Here is an 18,549-nt window from a genome sequence, read left to right as displayed (position 1 = left end):
TTCCCGGAGTGGAGGCCTCCGACATCGAGCTTGAAATATCGGACACCCTGGTTCGCATAAGCGGTTTTCGCCGGGAATTCCCCAAGGGGCCGGACGTAAAGTTCCACCTGGCCGAGATCGCCTACGGCAGGTTTGAGCGCAGCATCCGCCTTCCTGTTCCCGTGGACCCGGAGCAGGCGTCCGTCTGCCTGGAAAACGGTTTTCTGCGCCTGACAATGGTGGCAAAAGGGGAGTCGGAGACTTACAGGATCAACATAACTGGATGAAAAAGCGCCTGCGCCCCCCTCTTGCCGATGAAAGCGGGGCGGCGGACCAAAAAGGGCCGGAGCCGACCGTATGAAGGACGCCTTTGCGGCCAGATGTTCCTCATGGAGTAAAACATGGGAGGAAAAATCATCAGGCTTTTTCTTTTACTGATCCTTCTTCTCGGTTCGACAGGCGGGCCGGCCATACCCGGCGACACGCCCCTTATCGAGCTGCCCTATGAGTTGCGGCCCTTTTCCGACATGACCGCAGATTACGATTCAAGCGCCAGGAACACGGAGGGAGACCCATACTTTCTCGTAAGCGGCCAGGAGTCGGTGCATCCGGGCAACATGGCGATACTGGGAATTTCCTCCCTGAACAATTACTTCGCGTCCGGGGATGCCGGGTTTCTGGAGGACGCCGAAACGGTGGCCGAAAACCTGCGCGAAAATTCCGTGATGGTGAACGGCGCGAGGCTTTTTTACTACGATTTCGCCTTTAATCTGCATGATGGGCCGGACGTCATGACGCCGCCCTGGTATTCCTGCTACGCCCAGGGCCTGGCCCTGGCCTTTTTTTCCAGGCTCTACGAATTTACGGGAGATGCCGGGCATCTTGAGACCGCCTCCCAGATTTATGCCTCCTTCCTGCTCAAAAAGGGGGAAAGCGACATCTGGATAACAAGCGTTGAAAACAACGAGACCTGGTTCGAGGAATATCCGCTGGAAAATCCCAGCCACGTCTTAAATGGCATGATCGCTGGCATCTTCGGTCTTTACGAGTATTTTTTGAACACCCATGACCCAGGCGTCGCCGAATTGCTGGGCAAAGCCATTTCCACCATCAAAAATCATGCTTATGATTACCGGAGGCCGGGCGAGCTCAGTTACTACTGCCTGGGCCACCGGGTGGTGGTGGGAGTCGAGTATCACCAGACGCACATAAAATATTTCGACCTGTTATGCCTCATCACGGGCGACGCTTTTTTCCAGAAGGCCGTCGATGATTTTCAGGACGACCTCAATGCCTGGCTTGACGAATTTTACGAGTCCGATTCGGCATGTTTCGTATCGAGCCTGTTTGCCGAGCGCACCACCCACGGTTTTTGATCGGACCAAGGAGGCACAATGACAGACGCCCCAGAAGACGCCCCGCCGCTGGCCAAGGACGGGCTTCCCGAAATATTGCCGATAATTCCCGTAACCGACGTGGCCCTTTTCCCCAAGATGCAGCTTCCCATGGCGGTGGCCCAGCCGGAGATGATCCAGCTCGTTGACGAGGCCATGCGCACCAACCGCATAATAGGCATTCTGGCATCCAGGAAAAAGGACGGGGAAGGCCAGCCCGCTCCGGACGACCTGTACCGGGTGGGCACTGCGGCCATGATACTCAAGATGGCGAAAATTTCCGACAGCTCGGCCCAGCTCATAATCCAGGGCATCACGCGCTTTTCGGTGACGGAGTTCATCAGCGACAGGCCCTTCATCCAGGCCAGGGTCTCCCCCCTTTTGGACAGGGGCGAGAACGATGTTGAGACCCAGGCCCTTCGGGGCAACCTCTTGAACCTTTTTTCCCGCATGGCCGAGCTTAGCCCCGTGATACCCACCGAAATGGCCGACTGGCTCAAAACAATGGAGGACCCCGGCCTTGTGGCGGACGTGGCGGCCTCGGCCACCCAGGAGGACATGGCCCGGAAGCAGGAGGTTCTGGAGCTTGCCGATATCAGGGAGCGCCTGAAGCTCGTGAACCGCATGGCGGCCCGGCAGGTGGAAATCCTTGAGATGGAGCGTAAGATTCACTCCCAGATCAAGGGGGACATGGACAAGAGCCAGCGGGAGTATTATCTGCGGCAGCAGTTGAAGGCCATCCAGTCCGAGCTTGGGGACCGGGACGAGAACAACGTGGAGATCGAGGAGTACCGCTCGAAAATCGAAGGCGGCGGGCTGCCCGAAGAGGCGAAAAAGGAGGCCCGGCGCGAGCTTGACCGCCTTGCCAGGATGCACCCGTCTTCCGCCGAATACACGGTGGCCTCCACCTACCTGGACTGGCTCACGAGCCTGCCCTGGAACACCCTGACCTCAGACACCATAGATATAAAGCGCGCCCAGGAAATTTTGGACGAGGACCATTTCGGCCTGGAAAAACCCAAGCAGCGCATAATCGAGTTCCTGGCCGTGCGTAAACTGAAGCCCGACTCCAAGGGGCCGATTCTCTGCTTTGCAGGCCCTCCCGGAACCGGGAAGACCAGCCTCGGAAAATCCATAGCCCGCGCCCTTGGCCGCAAGTTCGTGCGACTCTCCCTTGGCGGGGTGCGGGACGAGGCAGAGATACGGGGCCACCGCAGAACCTACGTGGGCGCGCTTCCGGGCCGCATCATCCAGGAAATCCGCCGGTCCGGGTCAAGGAACCCGGTCTTCGTGCTGGACGAGATAGACAAGGTGGGGGCGGATTTTCGCGGCGATCCCAGCTCGGCCCTCCTGGAGGTCCTGGACCCCCAGCAGAACGACACCTTTTCGGATCATTACCTGGATGTCCCCTTCGATCTTTCCAGGGTACTCTTTCTCACCACGGCGAACGTTTTGGACACCATCCCCCCGGCTCTCCTGGACCGCATGGAGGTGATAAGGCTTTCCGGCTACACCCAGGAGGAAAAGACCGCTATAGCCAAAAAATACCTGATTCCAAGGCAGCGCGAGGAAAACGGGCTTTTGGCGAAACAGATCAGCATAAGAGGCGGGGCGGTCACGGAGATCATCACCGGCTACACCAGGGAGGCCGGGCTTAGGAACCTTGAGCGGGAAATCGCCTCGGTGTGCCGGGGCGCGGCCAGAAAGATTGCGGAAGGCGGGGCCGAAAGCGTGATCGTTACCAGGGACGACGTGCGATCCTACCTTGGGCCCCGGAAGATTCCCCAGGAGGAAGCCTGCCGTTCAAGCGTTCCGGGCGTGGTCACCGGCCTTGCCTGGACCCCGGCGGGCGGCGACATCCTGTTTCTGGAAGCCGCCAAAATGCCCGGAAGCAAGGGCCTCACCCTCACCGGACAGCTTGGGGACGTGATGAAGGAATCAGCCATGGCGGCTTTAACCTGGGTGAAAAGCCATTCCGAGGCGCTGGGGCTGGAGAAGGATTTTTTCGACAAGCACGACATCCACATCCACGTACCCGCCGGGGCCATTCCCAAGGACGGGCCGAGCGCCGGGGTGGGCATGGTGACCGCCATAGCCTCCATAGCAACCGGAAAGCCGGTCAAAAAGGGCCTCGCCATGACCGGGGAGATCACGCTCCGTGGCCGGGTGATGCCCGTGGGCGGAATAAAGGAGAAGGTGCTGGCCGCCTACAGGGCCAAAATCCGGGAGGTGATTCTGCCGAAATGGAACGAGAACGACCTTATCGACGTTCCAGAAAACCTCCGGGAGAAAATCACCTTCCACTTCGTGGAGGAGGTTTCCGAGGTGCTTGACATAGCCTTTTCGGGCGGCGGTGGAAAGTGCTGAAGCGCAGCAATTGCCAAAGCAGGTAAGGACTTGCGGGGGAGGGAGGGCAAACCCTTTTTGAAAAAAGGGTTCTTCCCTCCCTCCCTTTCCTAAAAACTTTAAACCGTCAGCAAGTATCTCATCCTGTTAATAGGCAGAAGATCAGCGAAAGGAAGCAGAACAAAACATGTCAAACGATGAAATTGCGTCCGTGCCCTTCCGCCAGGGCGCGGCTTCGGTGGAAGGGGCGGAACTCGTATACATGGAATGGGGCCAGGAAGGCCCTCCGCTTTTGCTTCTTCATGCAACGGGTTTTTCGCCCCACCTGTGGCACCCGCTGGCAAGGGAGCTTTCAAAAAAATTCCGGGTGATCGCGCCGTATTTCTGCGCACACAGGGAATGCGACCCCTATGACGGCGGCCTTCCCTGGCCGACGCTTGCCCAGGACGTCACGTCCCTTTGCCGGTCCCTCGATCTGAAACGCCCCTTCGTCGCCGGGCACAGCATGGGCGGCACCGTGGCGGTGATCGCGGCTGCGGCCTGCGGCCTCAATCCTTCGGCCATAATCCTCATCGAGCCCATATTTTTGCCGCAGATTCTCTACACGGCCCCCTTGTCCGTGGAGCACCATCCGCTTGCCTCCAAGTCCATCAACCGCCGCAACCACTGGGAAAGCGCGGCGGATGCCAAGGCATATCTGCGGGGCAAGGCCCTTTTCGCCAACTGGGACGACGAGATGCTTGACCTCTACGTTTCATACGGCATGGAGGGCGCGCCCGAAGGCGGAATAACCCTGGCCTGCCACCCCAAGCGCGAGGCGGGGCTTTTCATGGGCGGAATGCGCCTCGACCCCTGGCCGCTCCTGGAAAAGGTGTCGGCCCCGGTGTTGGTTGTGGAGGGCGGAACCAGCGGCAACCGGGCCTACATCGATCTGAAAAAGGCGACTTCCATGTTCCCTGACGCGCAGTACCTGGAAGTCCCCGGCGCGGGGCACTTGGTGCCCATGGAAAAGCCTTCGGAAACCACCCGCATCATGACGGACTTTTTCACCGGGGCGGCCCGGTGAAGGGCCTTTGAATGCAGCCCGGCACAAAGCCTGGATAAAAACGATGAAGCGCAAGGAAGGCGAACGGTGCGGGAGCAAGCGTACTTTTCGTACGTGGCGGACCGCGCCGTGAAGCCTGACACAGCGATTCGCGTTTTTAGACGGGCGCTTAGAAAGTTTTGTTGTTCCAGCCGAAGAGAGCCCCGTCTAAAGGGTTGAAGTCTATGAAGGCCCGGTCGGGCGCGACTCCAAGCTCCTTTTCCAGAAATCCGCAGATGGCCTTTGAAAGATCGGCGCAACGCTCCTTTTGAAGGTCGATGCTTTTAAGGCACGCCAGGGCCGCCGGAGCGTCAACGCTTCCTCCGAAACTCATGGATACCGAGTGGACGACGGCGGTCATCACGTAGGCTTCGGGCTTTCCCAGGGTCTTAGATATGAAGTCCGAGGCCTTTACGGCCAGGTCGTCGGCTGAAGTTTTATCCAGGGCCTTGCTGGTCTGAATGGAAAAATACGGCATGGCTCATCCTTTTCGTTTTTGGTGTTTGCCTTTGAATGCCCCTAAATGAGACAATAGCCGAAAAACCGCCTGAAAATCAATGGTGCCCGAAATGTCCCAAAAATGTCCCGCTTTGTCCATAGGCCCGTGGCGGCCCGGCGTCATAGGGCGCATAACCGCCCTTCACTCCACCTATTACCACGAACACTGGGGCTTCGACCTTTCCTTTGAAATCCAGGTGGCGGGCGAGCTTGCCGCATTTATGGACAATTTTGACCCGAAACGGGACTATTTTGGCGCGGCCTTTTCGGGAGGGGACTTCGCCGGGGCCGTGGCCGTTGACGGAAAGGACGCGCAAGGGCAGGGCGCTCGCCTTCGCTGGTTCATAGTGGACCCGAAGTTCCAGGGCCGGGGCCTTGGGCGCGAGCTTTTGAAGGAGGCTGTCTCCTTCTGCGACCGGGCAGGTCACGACAAAATGTTTCTCATGACCTTCAGGGGCCTGGACGCGGCCCGGCGGCTCTACGAGAAGGCGGGTTTTACGCTGGCGGAGGAGGAGGCCGTGGGCCAGTGGGGAAACGAGATCATCGAGCAGAAGTTCACAAGGCTCCGTCCGAAGGGATACTCGCCATGAAGCCGCCCTTGCGCCTGCGCGCGGTTTTTTCCGACAAGGTGAACCACGCCCAGAAAAAAATCTATCAGGCGGAAATCCACCTTGTGGCGGATTGGGACGAGCCCCTGGACAGGCCGCGTTTAAAAAGGGCGCTGCGATTGGTGCTGGACGCAGAGCCCGTCCTTGGCTGCCGGTTCCGGGACTCCTGGTTCCGCCCCTTCTGGGAGCGCCTGGACGAGAAGGCCCTGGACGAGGCTGAAATTCTCTCCGAGCCCGGCCCGGAAAGCGATGTCGAAGCCGCGTCCCAGGCCTTTTACGCGCAAATCATGGACCCGTCCGCCGGCCCCCAACTCAGGGTGCTCATCCTTTCCCTTAAGGGCGGCGGCGACCGCCTGATACTAAAAATATCCCATCTCACCTGTGACGCCGGGGGCCTTAAAGCGGTGTTCTACCGGCTTGGGGAGATTTACTCGGCCCTTTCCGCAAACCCGGATCACGCGCCTTCGCCCGCCACCGGCACGCGCAGCATGTCCCAGGTATATTTCAGGTTTCCTGTCCGGGAGTGGCTGGCCATATTCTGGTCCGGGCTCGTCAACATGTGGCGCATGGTGGCCCCCTTCCGCTCATACCAGTTCCCGTCCGGCATGGTGGAAAAACCGCCCCTGGTGTTCGTGTTCAGGCATCTTTCGCGGGAGAGGGTTTCGGCCTTTTCCGGCTACGCCAGGATGCGCGGGGCCACCCTGAACGACCTTTTGACCGCCGCCCTTTTCAGGGCCTTTGCCGCCCTGGAGGGTGGAAAGGTGAAGGGAAAGCTTCGGGTGGCCAGCACCGTGGACCTGCGGCGCTATCTTCCGGGGCGCAGAACCGGCGCGCTCTGCCAGGTGTCCGGGCTCTGGGCCGTGGGGATAGATTACAGGCCGGGCGAGGATTTCGCGGCCACCCTGGCCTCGGTCAAAAGGTCCGTGGACCCCCAGAAGGAGCGGTATTTCGGGCTTGGAATGATGATCGGCTTCTGGCTGATGGGGGTGGGCCAGCCCTATTTTCTGCCCAAGTTCACGATGAGAAACACCTTCGCGCTGGGGGTGAGGGACGGCAACCTGCCCCCGGCTTTCACCAACATGGGGCCGATAGAAAGGGAATCGTGCCGCGCCTGGGGAAAGGCCCCGGCTTCCGCCTTCCTTGGGGTGCCCACGGCCCGCCCGCCCTGGTTCGCGGTGGGGATGTCGGGCTACGACGGGAGCCTTTCCCTTTCCGCAGGTTTCTACCCCTCGGCCATTGCCCCGGAACGAATCGAGGCCCTGTTTGACGGAATCGAGGCGGAACTGAACGCGGCAATGGATAAAGCCGGGCAGTGAAAAGCGTTAGCCTTTATGACAGAAAGTGCTGCCAATGAAAATACAGGTTTTTATAATAATCGGTTTGCTGATACTGTTTATTATGCCACCTGACTTATGCGGAGCTGTTAAGAGGAAAGAATATACTTTCATCACTTTCGATTATGAGAGAATGCCAACTTCCAATGTAATTGATAAAATAATCATACCATATATGAAAGAGTTAACTGGTAATAAATATAATTTTAATATTTTATACACTGGTAATACGTATGATGATAAATTTATTTTTCATATTTTTAAAAATAAAAAAGTGAAAGTAACACGTGATGAAAAAAGAATTGTAAAATATATTGATGGCGGCTTTCTTGGTAGCGAGATGATGATAAAATTTTGTCCTGATATATCTGTTCTTACACTTCCATTTATTTTTAATTCTTATGATGAAATAAGATATATATGTAATATATTACGAGAAGATTTTAACAGTGAGATGTTGAAAAATGGATTTTTTATGCCATTTATTGTTGATCAAGGCTTTGAGCAAATATATTCAAATATTAGGCCTGTCAATAGTTTATCTGCATTTCGTAGTTTAAAATTTGGAAGTTACCAAGGCCCAATAGAAAAAATGGCATTGGAAAATATTGGTATTCAACATATTAAAGAAATTCAACGTTTTGAAATCGGATCAACGATTAGATCAGGCGAAATGAATGCCGGTATTGGCCAATGCCTGCATTTTGGTCTAGAATTTATTTCTGTAATACATTATTACAGCATGACAAATTTTCGAGTTATGCCTGCCGGAGCGGTGGTTTATACATCAGTATGGAACTCCATGGATCCTTTCCTCAGAAACACTATTATACAAAATCAAAAAATTATAGAAGACAGATATTGTAATGCGATACATGATGCAATAAGAAAAAAAATGGAAAGCATGGAAAAGTATGGTTTAAAAAAGGTCGAATTCAGAAAGGAAGAACTGTTAAAAGTAAAGGAAATAACCAAGCCTGTCTGGAACAACATGGCTGGCAAACTTTACTCAAAATTCATTTTGGGCAAACTTCTTAATGCATTATCCGAATACAGGCTGAGAGTTGCCAAATCGTAACTGCAAGCAGATATAATTTGGGGGTGGATGTGGTTTTTAGAAACAGAACCGGGGGTTTTCGCGTAATGGTGCGAAAGCCCCCGGTTTTGTTTACGATTCCGTGCGCCCAGGGCAAATGCCGCACGGGTGCTGTGAAGGAAGGCGCGGGAGCCGGGCTTGGCCCGGAGGTCCCGTCAGTCCTGGGGGACCACTTCCACGGTGATTTCGGTTTTCACATCGGCGAAGAGCTTTATGGGCACCTTGTAGGTTCCAAGGGCCTTTATGGGCTCTTCCAGGCGCACGGTGCTCTTGGAAAGCTCAAAGCCCATTTCCGCCAGTTTTTCCACGATGTCCTTCACCGCCACGGAGCCGTACAGGCGCTTGTCCTCGTGGACCTTGCCCGCGATCACGCAGGTGACGGAGGAAAGTTTGGCGGCGAGGTCCTGGGCGAAGGAGCGGTCCTTGGCCACCTTGGCCTCGTAGCGGATGCGCTTTCTTTCCAGGGCCTTCATATTGGCGTCGTTGGCGATGACCGCAAGCCTTTTGGGGAACAGGAAGTTTCGGGCGTAGCCGTCGGCCACGTTCACTTCCTTGCCTATGATTCCCAGGGTTTCTATGTTTTCGGTAAGAATGACCTTCATTGGTGGAGCCTCCCATTTTGCGCACCGGCGTTTTTTGCATCGCGCCGAAGCGGGGATGTTTCAAGCCTTTTTAAACTCGTTTCAGGGGCCATAAGCCCAAGCCTGACCGAGTTTTTCAATCCGTCTGAACAGGCCGCGCATCAAGCCTTGTCATCAGACCGCCTCAACAAGCCGGGCACCGAGCCTGATCAAAAACGATGAAGTGCAAGGCGTGCGAGCGAGCGGCGAGGGAGCGTACTCTTTTCGTACGTGACCGAGCCGGGACGCGATGCACAACGCAGCAATTCGCGTTTTTGGACAGGCGCAATGTCGCTACTCCGGGGCGGTGCCGACATAGGGCATCAGGGCTATGGACCGCGCCCTCATGATGGCCGTGGTGAGGGTCCGCTGATGCTTGGCGCAGGTACCTGAAATGCGCCTGGGGATTATCTTGCCGCGCTCGGTTACGAAGTGCTTGAGGGAGCGGGGGTCCTTGTAGCTGATGGCAAGGGTCTTGTCCGCGCAGAAGCGGCAGACCTTCCTGCGATGAAAAACCCTCTTGCGCTTTTTTACCGTGCGTCCGCCGCGTGATGGTGCTGGCATGGATGATGTCTCCTTTATATGAGCGGGCTTGGCCCGCCTTTCGAAACAGGAAAATTTCAGGGGCCGGTTTGAAAGAGCCGTCCGGTCCCCGGCAGGTTGACCCCGGAGTTATTCGGCTTCTTCCTGGGAATCGCCAAGGTCTCCCTCGTCGGAATCGCCGGAATCCCCGGACCGGAAAGAGTCGGCTTCGCGCCTGGCCCTCTCCTGCTGGATGGCCTGGGCCTTCTTTTCCTTTTCGGCGGCTTCGTCGGCCAGCTGTTGCTTCAAGGATTCCACGCTGATGTCGTCGGCCAGCTGCACCGTGAGGTAGCGGAGAATGCGGTCGTCGATGCGCATGACGCGTTCGAGTTCATGCACGAGGTTGCCCTTGGCGCAGTAATCCATCAGGATGTAATATCCGCGCTTTTTGCGATTGACCTCGTAGGCCAGCTTCTTTGCGCCCCAGTCCTCCACCGCTACGATGTAGGCTTCCTGGGTCTCCATGATTCCCGTGAATTTCGCGACGAGGCTCTTGCGCTCCTCCTCGGAAACATCGGGATCCGCGATGAAAATGGTTTCGTAACGTCTCATTACCCCTCCTTGTGGATATAGCCCCGCCCGAAGTTACAGGCGGAGCAAGGACGGCGCCGGGACTGTCCCGGCTTTGCCCGTGTGCGCCGTTAAGGCGCGTGTCGGAAAGAGGCGCCCGCCCCTTTCCGGGCGTACCGCAAAAATTACGGACGCCAAACCCGAATCAATTAGTCTGTCGTAAAGTTTGTGTCAAGCGGTTTTGACGGACGTTTCGACAGCCGTTTTAACAAAAAGCGCCGGGGACCGAACAATCCCCGGCGTTTCAGGCGGAAAAATTTTTTATTGGAGGGCGCTTACTTGGCCTTGGTGAAGAGGCTCCGGCTCCATGAGCGGTATCCGAAAAACACCCCAAGCCAGAACAGGACGCCCAGGCACCAGAGGATGACGCCTTCCGGGATGCTGGTCCATATCTGCCTGTACGAAAAAACCGTGTTGACCAGGGTGAAAAAGAGCAGAAACGGGAGAGGCTGCCACAGAAGGGCGGGTTTTTCCTGGGTGGTCACCTGTCGGGTGCGTGAGAGGATGTCCGCAAGGCCCGATTTTTCCTTTGAGTAGAAGCAGGCGAATAGGGCGAGACCGAAGGTGAGAATCTGGAGTGTATGGCCGATGAAGCGCATGAACCAGATGTCCAGGCCCTGGGCCTCCTGGCCGTCTTCAGTCACCACCCGGACGCCCGCGAGCTTCTGGCCCAGGGTCTGGCCTCCGGGCTTTTCGGATAAAACCTCTATGTAGATGGCGCAAAGGGCGGCGGCCACCAGTAGAAGCCCCCGTGCCGCCGGAACGCCCGGCAGGTTTTCGCGGAAGGTGGTGATGATGCCGCTGCCGCTGTGGGCCAGCATGTAAAGGTCTACGGGTATCCACATGCACAGGAAAAGGGAGGACGTGATAAAAAGGGTGTGGCTGGACGCCAGGATTCTTCTGCACAGGGGCGCAGCGGGCGCGCGGGCCGTTATCATCTCAAGGGACGGCCCCCGCCAGTGGTCCTTCACCTTGTCGGTTTCGGGCTTAAAAAGGCTTTGGGGGGCGGGCTTGGGCTTTTCGGCCAGAACCCTTTCCCAGGCTGCGGCAGTCTTGGATTCCTTTTCCGGCACGGGCAGGCGCTCGATCTTGGCCAGGGCCTCCGGGGTTTCCAGGGCCTTTCCAAGGCTGGTGGCGAGAGCTATGGGCTCCGGCTTTAAAAGGAGCGGGGCCGCACCCTTGAGGAAATCGTAGGTGGGCTTGTCCAGCATGACCTGTGGAGCCTGGTGAAGAAGGTGGTGCAGGAATTTCCTCAACGAGGAAAAAAGCATCTGGCATTTCACGTCCGGAAACTCGTTGAAGGCGATCTTGCTGGCGTCCACCAGAAAGGGCCTTCGCTGGCCCGCCAGAAAGAAGAAGACGAAATGCTGCTTGTCCTCGCCTGCGGCCTTGCTGAAAACGGTGGCGAGCCTTATGTCGGCGAAGTCCAGGTTGGGGTTGTCCATGCGGTTGGTGTCGAAACCCTGGTCCCATGCGCCTATGCGCGGCACCGTGGAGGGGGCGAAAAGAGGGTCGGCGGGAATCATGTTGAGGGGCAGAACCGCGATGGTTTTGACCGCCGGGGTCTTGGGCGTGAAGGGGGCTGCGTGGGCCGCCCTGCCTTCGGCCACCTGCATGGTGCACACGGCCCCCGCCTCCTCGAAGAGCTTCACGAAGGAGAGGGCGGTTTCAAGGTCCGTGCTCTGCCGGATCACCGCGCCCTTGGTTGCGAAAAGTTCGTCAACCTGAGGCGGTTCCAGGGAAAGGAGCTTTCCGAGGTTCCGCTTCACGTTTTCGCGGTTTTTCCCCGGATAGATGACCCCTGAAAAAATCACGTTGTACCGGCTTGCGCCCATTAGGATGCTCCGAGGGAGGCGGAAGAACAATTTTGATAATTATACCAGATACAACGGGATAGTCAACAGCGCCGATTTCAGTCAGCGGTTTCCGGCGCATCCTTTATTTTGACAGCCCCGGCGCGTCTTTCGCGGAAAAAATCCCGGATCAGGCCCTTGCATGGCTCTTCCATGACCCCGGCTGTCACCAGGGGATGATGGTTAAGGCGCAGGTCCTGGTGGAGGCTCGCGATTGACCCGGCCCCGCCCCAGCGGGGGTCGAAGGCCCCGAAAACCACCCGGTCCACCCGTGAGTGAATTATAGCGCTCATGCACATTATGCAGGGTTCGATGGTAGAGTAAAGTGCGCTTTTCACTAGTCGGTAGTTGCCGATTTCACAGGCCGCTGCCCTGATGGCCAGAATTTCCGCGTGGGCGGTGGGGTCGGAGAGCCCTATAACGGAGTTTCCGGCGGAAAAAAACCTGCCGTCGTCGAGGACCAGGACCGCGCCCACCGGGACCTCGCCCCGGTCCCCCGCCTTTTCCGCCTCCCTTAGCGCAAGGGCCATGAATTGAAGGTCGCGCTGAAGGGTTTCGGGCCGGTGGATGGGGTCCATCAGGGGCTTTCGGTTTTGGCGAAGCGTCAGGCCGGGGGATTTTCCAGGACGCCCGGCAGCTTTTCCACGAAGGCGCGGATTTCGTCCCTCACCCTTCTATAATGGGCCAGGGCCTCCTCCTCGGTTTTCGCGTCCTTGGCCAGGGCGGGCGGATCGTCGAAGCCGACGTGGCGCATCTTTATGGGCGGCGGCATCACCGGGCAGGCGGCCCTGGCGGAATCGCAGAGGGTTACGGCGTAATCGAAGGACTCGTCGTCGAACTCCGCCACGTGCTTGCTCCTGGCATTGGAGATGTCGATTCCGGCCTCGGCCATGACCTTCACTGCCAGGGGATTCAATCCGTGGGTCTCCACTCCGGCGGACCTTGCCTCGATGGAATCCCCTTTCAGCCGGTTGGTGAAGGCCTCGGCCATCTGGCTCCGGCAGGAATTTCCCGTGCAAAGAAATATGATGCGGAGTTTTTTTTCCATTTTGTCCTCAAGGTATTCTTCGGAGAGTGGGCCTCATGTCTTCCGGGCATTGCTGGAGAAAGTACTGGTCGGTCATGCCCGCGATGAAGTCGCGCACCATTTCCTCCGGCCTGTGGCCCGTAAGGTAGTCCTCGCTCTTTTCCTTCAGAAAGCCCGAAAAGATCACGCTTTCGCGCCTGTCGCGCACGATGTCTTCCAGGTAGCGCTCAAAAAGCAGGCCGAAGAGCTTTTTCAGGTCGAGATAGTGGAGCTTCACCTCCGGGTGCCTGTAGATGCGCTCCAGATTGAAAATCTTGAGCCTTGAAAGGGCCTCGCTCACCTCGTCGGAAAAGCCCACCCATATTTCGTTTTCGCTGGCGGTGATGACGTCGGTCACAAGGTTATGGACTATGGTTCCGTTGGAGTCGCCCAGAACCTTGACGCATCCGGCGGGTATGTCCGATCGATTTATGATGGAAAGCCGTATGGCGTCCTCGATGTCGCGCCCGATGTAGGCTATTGTGTCGGCAAGGCGCACCACGCAGCCTTCGGGGGTCATGGGAACCAGGAAGGCGGGCTCGCCCTTTACGGTCTTTTCCATCAGCCGGTCAAGCTCGGCGAATGTCCTTAAGGGGTCGCAGACAAGGCGCTTGTTGTGGACCTCGCCGTCGTGGCAGAGGATGCCGTCAAGGGTCTGGAGGCAGAGGTTCCAGCCCGCGCCCTGGCGCTCAACCCGGTCCAGGAACTGCACGCTCTGGATGTTGTGGAAAAACTTCCCTATGCCGTGTTCCTTGCACAGGGCCGAGAGGAAGCTCTCGCCGTCGTGGCCGAAGGGGGTGTGGCCGATGTCGTGCCCAAGGGCGATGGCTTCGATCAAATCCTCGTTCAGCCTCAAAAACCTGCCTATGGTCCTTGCGATCTTGCTTACGAGCTGAACGTGGAGGACCCGGTGGGTTATGTGGTCGTTGACGATCAGATAAAAGACCTGGGTCTTGTCTATGTAGCGGGCGTAGGCGCGGGAGTGGAGTATGCGGTCGGAGTCCAGTGAAAACTCCTGGCGGTAGCCCGACTCCACCACCTCCTCGGCCTTGCGCCTAAGGGCCTGCCCGTTCCGGGTGGCCCTTTTGGCAAGAAAGCCGTCCTGGTTTTCATCCAGGATGCGGCGGATTTCCGTCAAACGGCTCATCGGTGAATCATTCCTTCTATGTTGCTGTAGCGGGGGACCGCGAGTCCCGTTGTTCACCACTATCGTTATTGGGTATGGCTGTCATTGCCTGTCAGTGCGAAGAAAATTGCCATCCCCTGATTTCCTCTCCAAATTCATCCCACTTTTCTTGGGCTTGCTCCAAATCTTCTTTATCGCCCCATTTTTTATCAAGATTTTCCAGCAAATTATACTGAGGAACAGGCAGCCCGCCAATTGCTTCAGATAAAATATTATATGATATGAAACGAGCTACTTGATATATTATTATGTGGTAGCTTTTTAGTTGTGCTAAAGTTACCGATTTTTCTTCAGCGCTTAAAAGTTTTATTGTTTCTGGCGCTGCGGCATGGGCAATAAATTTATCAACAATGGTTTTAACGTTCTCGCATTTATCAATTTCTTTTTTGAACTTATATAGTATATCAACTTTGATAAACTCACCTCGACTTCTCATGCCAGGCTCTGTTGCGGCCAATAAATCAAAATTTTTATGACGTTCATTATGTAATAATTTATTCAAATCATCGCTCTCTGGCGTTAATTCGTAAGGAAGTCCGTTATAACATATATAATTTTCTCTAGTAATTAAGTCGATATGGTTTGAGATATCTTGAATAATTTTAGGCAATGAAATTACAGCGCGCTTTTCGTTTTCTTTGTTCTTTTTTTCATTAAGGCTTGATTTGTCAATAATTCGCCTGATACCAACAGTTTGCATTGTAACAAAACTCCTATCAAAAAAGTCTATTATATCGCTATTAAAACCGATACCTGATTTAGGATTATCTTCAGCAAGTCTTCGTAATTCATTGACAACTAAAAAAATGCCATAATCCCAAACCAATGAAACTATTTGATTTTCTATTGAATTTAAATCATTATATAACCATTTAAACCAATGTACCCTCTTTTTCCTAAATTTTCTTAGCGACTCCTTGTCGATAACATCACAGTCATTTATTTTACAATACTTGATTTTTCTATTTACAGGTTTTTTTGGTTTTCGTTTTTCCGGCATATTGTTCACCATTAATTCTTCCTCATCAGCTTGGCCACCGCCTGGTCGAGGCCGTCCAGGGTCAGCTCGAACATGGGGAAAACGTCACGGACAAGGGCTATTGTGCGGGTGTAGTGCCACATGCGGGAGGGCACGGGGTTCAGCCACACGTTGTGGGGGAAGGTCTCGGCCAGAAAGCGGAGCTGCTCCAACGATGGAATTCCGCTGCGCTCGTCGATGTACATGGAGCCGTCACGGGCCAGAAGCTCGTAGGGGGCCATGCTTGCGTCGCCAAGTATTATGAGCCGGGTGTCCGGGTCGCGGCGGGCGAGGTCGGTTATGCGCACGGCCTTTTTACGCCGGGTGGGGTCTTCCCAAACCGAGCCGTAGATGGTGTTGTGGAAAAAGTAGGTTTTGATGTCCTTGAATTGTGCGCGGGCGTAGTCGAAAAGGGTCTGGACCACCGGGATGTAGGGGTCCATGGACCAGCCGCCGTTGTCGATGGCGAGAATGATTTTCAAGCGGTCCTTCATGGAGCGCTCGAAGATGATCTCGATTTCGCCGCCGTTTTTGGTGGTGCGGTAGATGGTTTCATCCACGTTCACCCGGTCCTTGGGGCCAACCGGGATCATGTGCCGCAAGCGTTTGAGGGCCTCCGCGATGGTGGCTTCCTTCAAAAGCCCTTCCTGGGAGTAGTCCTTGTACCGGCGCTCAAGGGCCAGCTTCACGGCGCTCTTGTTGCGACTCTCGCCCCCCACCCTCATTCCGCCGGGGTGGTGGCCGGAGTGTCCCACCGGGCTTCTGCCGCCCGTGCCGATCCAGCGGTTGCCGCCCTCGTGGCGTCCGTCCTGGTCCTTTAAGCGGTCCATGAAATATTTGATCAGCTCATCGGGTGTGAACTTGGAAAGCTCCTCCTCCGTCATGCCCAGGGCCTGGGCAAGCTCCGCCGGGTCTTTCAGCCACTCGTCCAGAAGCGCCCGCACCGCCTCCGTGAGATCGACGCCCTCAAGGTCGCCAAGCTCCGCCCCCTCGAAATGATGGGCGAATAGCCGGTCGAACATGTCGAACCAGCGCTCGCTCTTGACCAGTATGGCCCGGCTTGCGGTGTAGAAGTCGTCCAGGTTTTCCACCAGCCCCTTTGAAAGGGCCTTCTGGAGGGTTAGAAAGGCCGTGGGGGACACCGGAACCCCGGCGTCGCGCAGCTCGTAAAAAAATGGGATGAACATGGCTCAGCAACCAATAAAGGGTAGTGTTATTCCTCTAAAACTCAATAACTTAAAGTTTTTTGGAAGGGGAGGGAGGGGGTGCGGGGGAGGTGAGGGGAGAACCTTTTTTTCAAAAAAGGTTTCCCCTCCCTCCCCCGCGAATCCTTTCCTCTTTTCCTAAAACCTGCTTCTTTTTCGCGTTGCCGCCTGGGCCTTGGCGAAGTCCGGGCTTTTTTTGAACAGGACTCCCAGGAAGGGCACGTCGCCGCCTTCCAGGGCCTTGGGGGAAAAGTCCGGGTCGGCGGACAGGGCCCGAATCCAGTTGATGAGTTCGCGGGTGGCGGGTTTTTTCTCCACGCCGTCCATCTCGCGGAGGGAGTAGAAGACCGATACCGCGCTTTCCATGAGGCGCTCGGCGATGTCCGGGAAGTGCACCTTGACTATTTTGCGCATCATCTTGGGGTCGGGAAAGGCTATGTGGTGGAAGTTGCACCGGCCAAGAAAGGGGTCGGAGAGGTCCTTTTTGGCGTTACTGGTGATGATGATGACCGGGCGGTGGCGGGCGCAGACGGTCCTGTCGGTTTCGATTATGTCGAACTCCATCTGGTCCAGGACATCCAGCATGTCGTCCTGGAAATCGGTGTCGGCCTTGTCGATCTCGTCTATCAGAAGCACGGTGCGGTGGTCGGCGGTGAAGGCCTGGCCGATTTTCCCCATGCGGAGGTACTCCTCTATGTCGGCCACGTTCCTGCCGGAGTCCCCGAAGCGGCTGTCGTTCAGGCGCGTTAGGGTGTCGTACTGGTAGAGGCAGTCCACGAGCTTCATGGAGCTTTTGACGTTCAGGATAAGAAGCGGCATCTGAAGGGCGTTTGCGATGGCGTGGGCCAGCATGGTCTTGCCGGTTCCGGGCTCGCCCTTCAAAAGGAGCGGCATTTCAAGGCTCATGGAAATGTTGACGATTTTCGCCAGTTCGTCGTCCAGGACGTAGCGGTTGTCACCGGAAAAGCGGGCAGCTTGAGTCATTGTTGATGCTCCGTTAAGCGATATTGTTTTCGCGCCGGATTCTCTCCGACAAAGATTTTGTCAATCCAAGAACCTTCATGGCGCTCTCGTAATCCAGCGACCCCAGGCCGCAGGCAGGGGTTATGAGCGAGTTTTCCAATATGAGCGACCGTTCGAGGCCAAGCTCCGCGATTTTTTGGAGGCAGCTTTCCCAGTGGCTGTAAAGGGAATCCACAGTGGCGTTTCTGATGTCGTTTTTATCAGCCGTGGGAACTATTCCCCAAGCGATGATTCCGCCTTTTTTCATGAATGTGCGGATGGAGTCGCCATAGGCCGCGAAGGGCTCGAAAAAGTTGAAAGCGTCGAAGTTCACTATGTCGATTCCGCTTTCCAACACAAGGGACCAGTCGGTGTTGCCGCAGACGTGGATGCCGCAGTACTCGCCGATCTCGTGCACGGCGGCTATGGGCTCGGCAAGGCAGGAGAGGGCGGCCTGTCTGGATATGGAGATGAGCGCCGATGAGCCGAAACCGGAGAGCCCCGGCTCGTCCAGAAAGATTATGACGGGAAGCCCGAAAGCGGCCAGCTTTTCGACCTGCCACCTCGTCTGAAGCGCGATGAGCTTTGCCGCGCAGTCGCCAAGGCGCTCATCGTAGAAAATGGCGCGGCCATCCTGGTCCGTAACCGAAACCGCCAGGGTGAAGGGGCCGGTGACCTGGCCCTTTACGGCGATTGGGGCAAGGTCGCCGGATTCCAGGCGTTTTTCGAACTCGAAAAAACCGGGTGCTATTTCGGGAGCCAGGGCGAAGCGGGAGGCGTCCGGCACGGATTCCAGCCCCGCAACTTCCAGGTATTCCTGGTAAAAGGCCAGGAGGGCGTCCTCGAAACCGGGGGATTTCGCGTCAACGTAAACCTTTTCCGGCGTAATCACGATGCCCGGAAGGCCGTGGGAAAACTGGGGAATCATGTACTCGCCGAGAGCCGGAAGCTGAACCCAGGAGGGTATGGCCGGCGCGGTTGCGGCCACGTTGTCCAGGGCCTTTGCGTGGTCCGTGATGGGCTGGGTTCCTATGAGGCAGACCCGGCAGGCGGGCGAAAAATCAATATCATTCATGGCTTTCTCCGAAGAATGTTATTCCTTTTTCGG

Annotated in this window: 19 protein-coding genes; 7 read left to right on the top strand and 12 right to left on the bottom strand. The window is 56.2% G+C overall.

The features are described 5' to 3' along the window. The 4 genes from HZB23_02415 to HZB23_02400 all read left to right on the top strand — a co-directional run. Nucleotides 1-266, top strand: a 266-nt coding sequence (locus HZB23_02415) for an Hsp20/alpha crystallin family protein (GenBank protein MBI5843506.1), incomplete at its 5' end; no start/stop codon positions are given. 114 nt (nt 267-380) lie between these two features. After that, a complete protein-coding gene (locus tag HZB23_02410) occupies nt 381-1,355 on the top strand; it encodes a hypothetical protein (GenBank protein ID MBI5843505.1) in 975 nt (324 codons plus the stop codon). 18 nt (nt 1,356-1,373) lie between these two features. After that, nucleotides 1,374-3,740: an endopeptidase La gene (gene lon / locus HZB23_02405; protein ID MBI5843504.1), complete on the top strand. Its 2,367-nt coding sequence runs from the start codon at nt 1,374-1,376 to the stop codon at nt 3,738-3,740. Nucleotides 3,741-3,906: 166 nt separating this feature from the next. Then, nucleotides 3,907-4,785: an alpha/beta hydrolase gene (locus HZB23_02400; GenBank protein ID MBI5843503.1), complete on the top strand. Its 879-nt coding sequence runs from the start codon at nt 3,907-3,909 to the stop codon at nt 4,783-4,785. A gap of 148 nt (nt 4,786-4,933) precedes the next feature. Here the strand turns inward: HZB23_02400 and HZB23_02395 are convergent, their stop codons facing one another. Next, nucleotides 4,934-5,281: a hypothetical protein gene (locus HZB23_02395; protein MBI5843502.1), complete on the bottom strand. Its 348-nt coding sequence runs from the start codon at nt 5,279-5,281 to the stop codon at nt 4,934-4,936. Between the two features lie 79 nt (nt 5,282-5,360). Between HZB23_02395 and HZB23_02390 the strand changes: the two genes are divergently transcribed. Genes HZB23_02390 through dctP form a run of 3 tightly spaced genes read left to right on the top strand, consistent with a single transcriptional unit; the run spans nt 5,361 to nt 8,321 of the window. After that, nucleotides 5,361-5,891, top strand: coding sequence for a GNAT family N-acetyltransferase (locus HZB23_02390; protein ID MBI5843501.1), 531 nt, complete (start codon nt 5,361-5,363; stop codon nt 5,889-5,891). Next, a complete protein-coding gene (locus HZB23_02385; protein MBI5843500.1) occupies nt 5,888-7,225 on the top strand; it encodes a hypothetical protein in 1,338 nt (445 codons plus the stop codon). The genes HZB23_02390 and HZB23_02385 overlap by 4 nt, the downstream gene beginning before the upstream one ends. Nucleotides 7,226-7,259: 34 nt before the next feature. Continuing rightward, nucleotides 7,260-8,321, top strand: coding sequence for a TRAP transporter substrate-binding protein DctP (dctP, locus tag HZB23_02380; GenBank protein MBI5843499.1), 1,062 nt, complete (start codon nt 7,260-7,262; stop codon nt 8,319-8,321). Between the two features lie 173 nt (nt 8,322-8,494). Here the strand turns inward: dctP and HZB23_02375 are convergent, their stop codons facing one another. The 11 genes from HZB23_02375 to HZB23_02325 form a co-directional block, all read right to left on the bottom strand. Continuing rightward, nucleotides 8,495-8,941: a 50S ribosomal protein L9 gene (locus tag HZB23_02375; GenBank protein ID MBI5843498.1), complete on the bottom strand. Its 447-nt coding sequence runs from the start codon at nt 8,939-8,941 to the stop codon at nt 8,495-8,497. A gap of 312 nt (nt 8,942-9,253) precedes the next feature. After that, complete coding sequence (locus HZB23_02370; GenBank protein MBI5843497.1) at nt 9,254-9,523, bottom strand: 30S ribosomal protein S18; 270 nt, start codon at nt 9,521-9,523, stop codon at nt 9,254-9,256. Between the two features lie 108 nt (nt 9,524-9,631). Next, nucleotides 9,632-10,093 (bottom strand): 30S ribosomal protein S6, encoded by a 462-nt coding sequence (gene rpsF / locus HZB23_02365; GenBank protein ID MBI5843496.1) that lies wholly within the window; start codon nt 10,091-10,093, stop codon nt 9,632-9,634. A gap of 293 nt (nt 10,094-10,386) precedes the next feature. Next, nucleotides 10,387-11,946: an RDD family protein gene (locus tag HZB23_02360; protein ID MBI5843495.1), complete on the bottom strand. Its 1,560-nt coding sequence runs from the start codon at nt 11,944-11,946 to the stop codon at nt 10,387-10,389. A 77-nt stretch (nt 11,947-12,023) separates the two neighbouring features. Continuing rightward, entirely contained in the window at nt 12,024-12,542 is a 519-nt protein-coding gene (locus tag HZB23_02355; GenBank protein ID MBI5843494.1) for a nucleoside deaminase, read from the bottom strand. Nucleotides 12,543-12,568: 26 nt separating this feature from the next. Beyond that, nucleotides 12,569-13,012, bottom strand: a complete 444-nt coding sequence (locus HZB23_02350) for an arsenate reductase ArsC (GenBank protein ID MBI5843493.1) — start codon at nt 13,010-13,012, stop codon at nt 12,569-12,571. 7 nt (nt 13,013-13,019) lie between these two features. Then, nucleotides 13,020-14,177, bottom strand: coding sequence for an HD domain-containing protein (locus HZB23_02345; protein MBI5843492.1), 1,158 nt, complete (start codon nt 14,175-14,177; stop codon nt 13,020-13,022). A 91-nt stretch (nt 14,178-14,268) separates the two neighbouring features. Beyond that, nucleotides 14,269-15,228, bottom strand: coding sequence for a hypothetical protein (locus tag HZB23_02340; protein MBI5843491.1), 960 nt, complete (start codon nt 15,226-15,228; stop codon nt 14,269-14,271). After that, the gene (locus HZB23_02335) at nt 15,228-16,421 is read right to left on the bottom strand and encodes a hypothetical protein (GenBank protein ID MBI5843490.1); all 1,194 of its coding nucleotides are present in this window, start codon (nt 16,419-16,421) and stop codon (nt 15,228-15,230) included. Before HZB23_02335 ends, HZB23_02340 begins: the two co-directional genes overlap by 1 nt. 156 nt (nt 16,422-16,577) lie before the next feature. After that, entirely contained in the window at nt 16,578-17,423 is an 846-nt protein-coding gene (locus tag HZB23_02330) for a MoxR family ATPase (protein MBI5843489.1), read from the bottom strand. 13 nt (nt 17,424-17,436) lie between these two features. Next, nucleotides 17,437-18,516 (bottom strand): hypothetical protein, encoded by a 1,080-nt coding sequence (locus HZB23_02325; GenBank protein ID MBI5843488.1) that lies wholly within the window; start codon nt 18,514-18,516, stop codon nt 17,437-17,439. Nucleotides 18,517-18,549 lie beyond the last annotated feature (33 nt).

It is taken from the genome of Deltaproteobacteria bacterium (assembly GCA_016235345.1).
In the GTDB taxonomy this organism is placed as follows: Bacteria; Desulfobacterota; Desulfobacteria; order Desulfobacterales; family Desulfatibacillaceae; genus JACRLG01.
The sequence above is the reverse complement of the archived record's forward strand: the minus strand, read 5'-3'. Positions and strand labels throughout refer to the sequence as shown.

Bases quoted from the DNA above. Each gene is read 5' to 3' on its own strand.
- HZB23_02350 (MBI5843493.1), bottom strand. From the start codon at position 13,012: ATGGAAAAAAAACTCCGCATCATATTTCTTTGCACGGGAAATTCCTGC.
- HZB23_02390 (MBI5843501.1), top strand. From the start codon at position 5,361: ATGGTGCCCGAAATGTCCCAAAAATGTCCCGCTTTGTCCATAGGCCCG.
- HZB23_02360 (MBI5843495.1), bottom strand. From the start codon at position 11,946: ATGGGCGCAAGCCGGTACAACGTGATTTTTTCAGGGGTCATCTATCCG.
- HZB23_02345 (MBI5843492.1), bottom strand. From the start codon at position 14,177: ATGAGCCGTTTGACGGAAATCCGCCGCATCCTGGATGAAAACCAGGAC.
- HZB23_02375 (MBI5843498.1), bottom strand. From the start codon at position 8,941: ATGAAGGTCATTCTTACCGAAAACATAGAAACCCTGGGAATCATAGGC.
- HZB23_02335 (MBI5843490.1), bottom strand. From the start codon at position 16,421: ATGTTCATCCCATTTTTTTACGAGCTGCGCGACGCCGGGGTTCCGGTG.
- lon (MBI5843504.1), top strand. From the start codon at position 1,374: ATGACAGACGCCCCAGAAGACGCCCCGCCGCTGGCCAAGGACGGGCTT.
- HZB23_02340 (MBI5843491.1), bottom strand. From the start codon at position 15,228: ATGGTGAACAATATGCCGGAAAAACGAAAACCAAAAAAACCTGTAAAT.
- HZB23_02370 (MBI5843497.1), bottom strand. From the start codon at position 9,523: ATGCCAGCACCATCACGCGGCGGACGCACGGTAAAAAAGCGCAAGAGG.
- HZB23_02325 (MBI5843488.1), bottom strand. From the start codon at position 18,516: ATGAATGATATTGATTTTTCGCCCGCCTGCCGGGTCTGCCTCATAGGA.
- HZB23_02355 (MBI5843494.1), bottom strand. From the start codon at position 12,542: ATGGACCCCATCCACCGGCCCGAAACCCTTCAGCGCGACCTTCAATTC.
- dctP (MBI5843499.1), top strand. From the start codon at position 7,260: ATGAAAATACAGGTTTTTATAATAATCGGTTTGCTGATACTGTTTATT.
- HZB23_02410 (MBI5843505.1), top strand. From the start codon at position 381: ATGGGAGGAAAAATCATCAGGCTTTTTCTTTTACTGATCCTTCTTCTC.
- HZB23_02400 (MBI5843503.1), top strand. From the start codon at position 3,907: ATGTCAAACGATGAAATTGCGTCCGTGCCCTTCCGCCAGGGCGCGGCT.
- HZB23_02330 (MBI5843489.1), bottom strand. From the start codon at position 17,423: ATGACTCAAGCTGCCCGCTTTTCCGGTGACAACCGCTACGTCCTGGAC.
- rpsF (MBI5843496.1), bottom strand. From the start codon at position 10,093: ATGAGACGTTACGAAACCATTTTCATCGCGGATCCCGATGTTTCCGAG.
- HZB23_02395 (MBI5843502.1), bottom strand. From the start codon at position 5,281: ATGCCGTATTTTTCCATTCAGACCAGCAAGGCCCTGGATAAAACTTCA.
- HZB23_02385 (MBI5843500.1), top strand. From the start codon at position 5,888: ATGAAGCCGCCCTTGCGCCTGCGCGCGGTTTTTTCCGACAAGGTGAAC.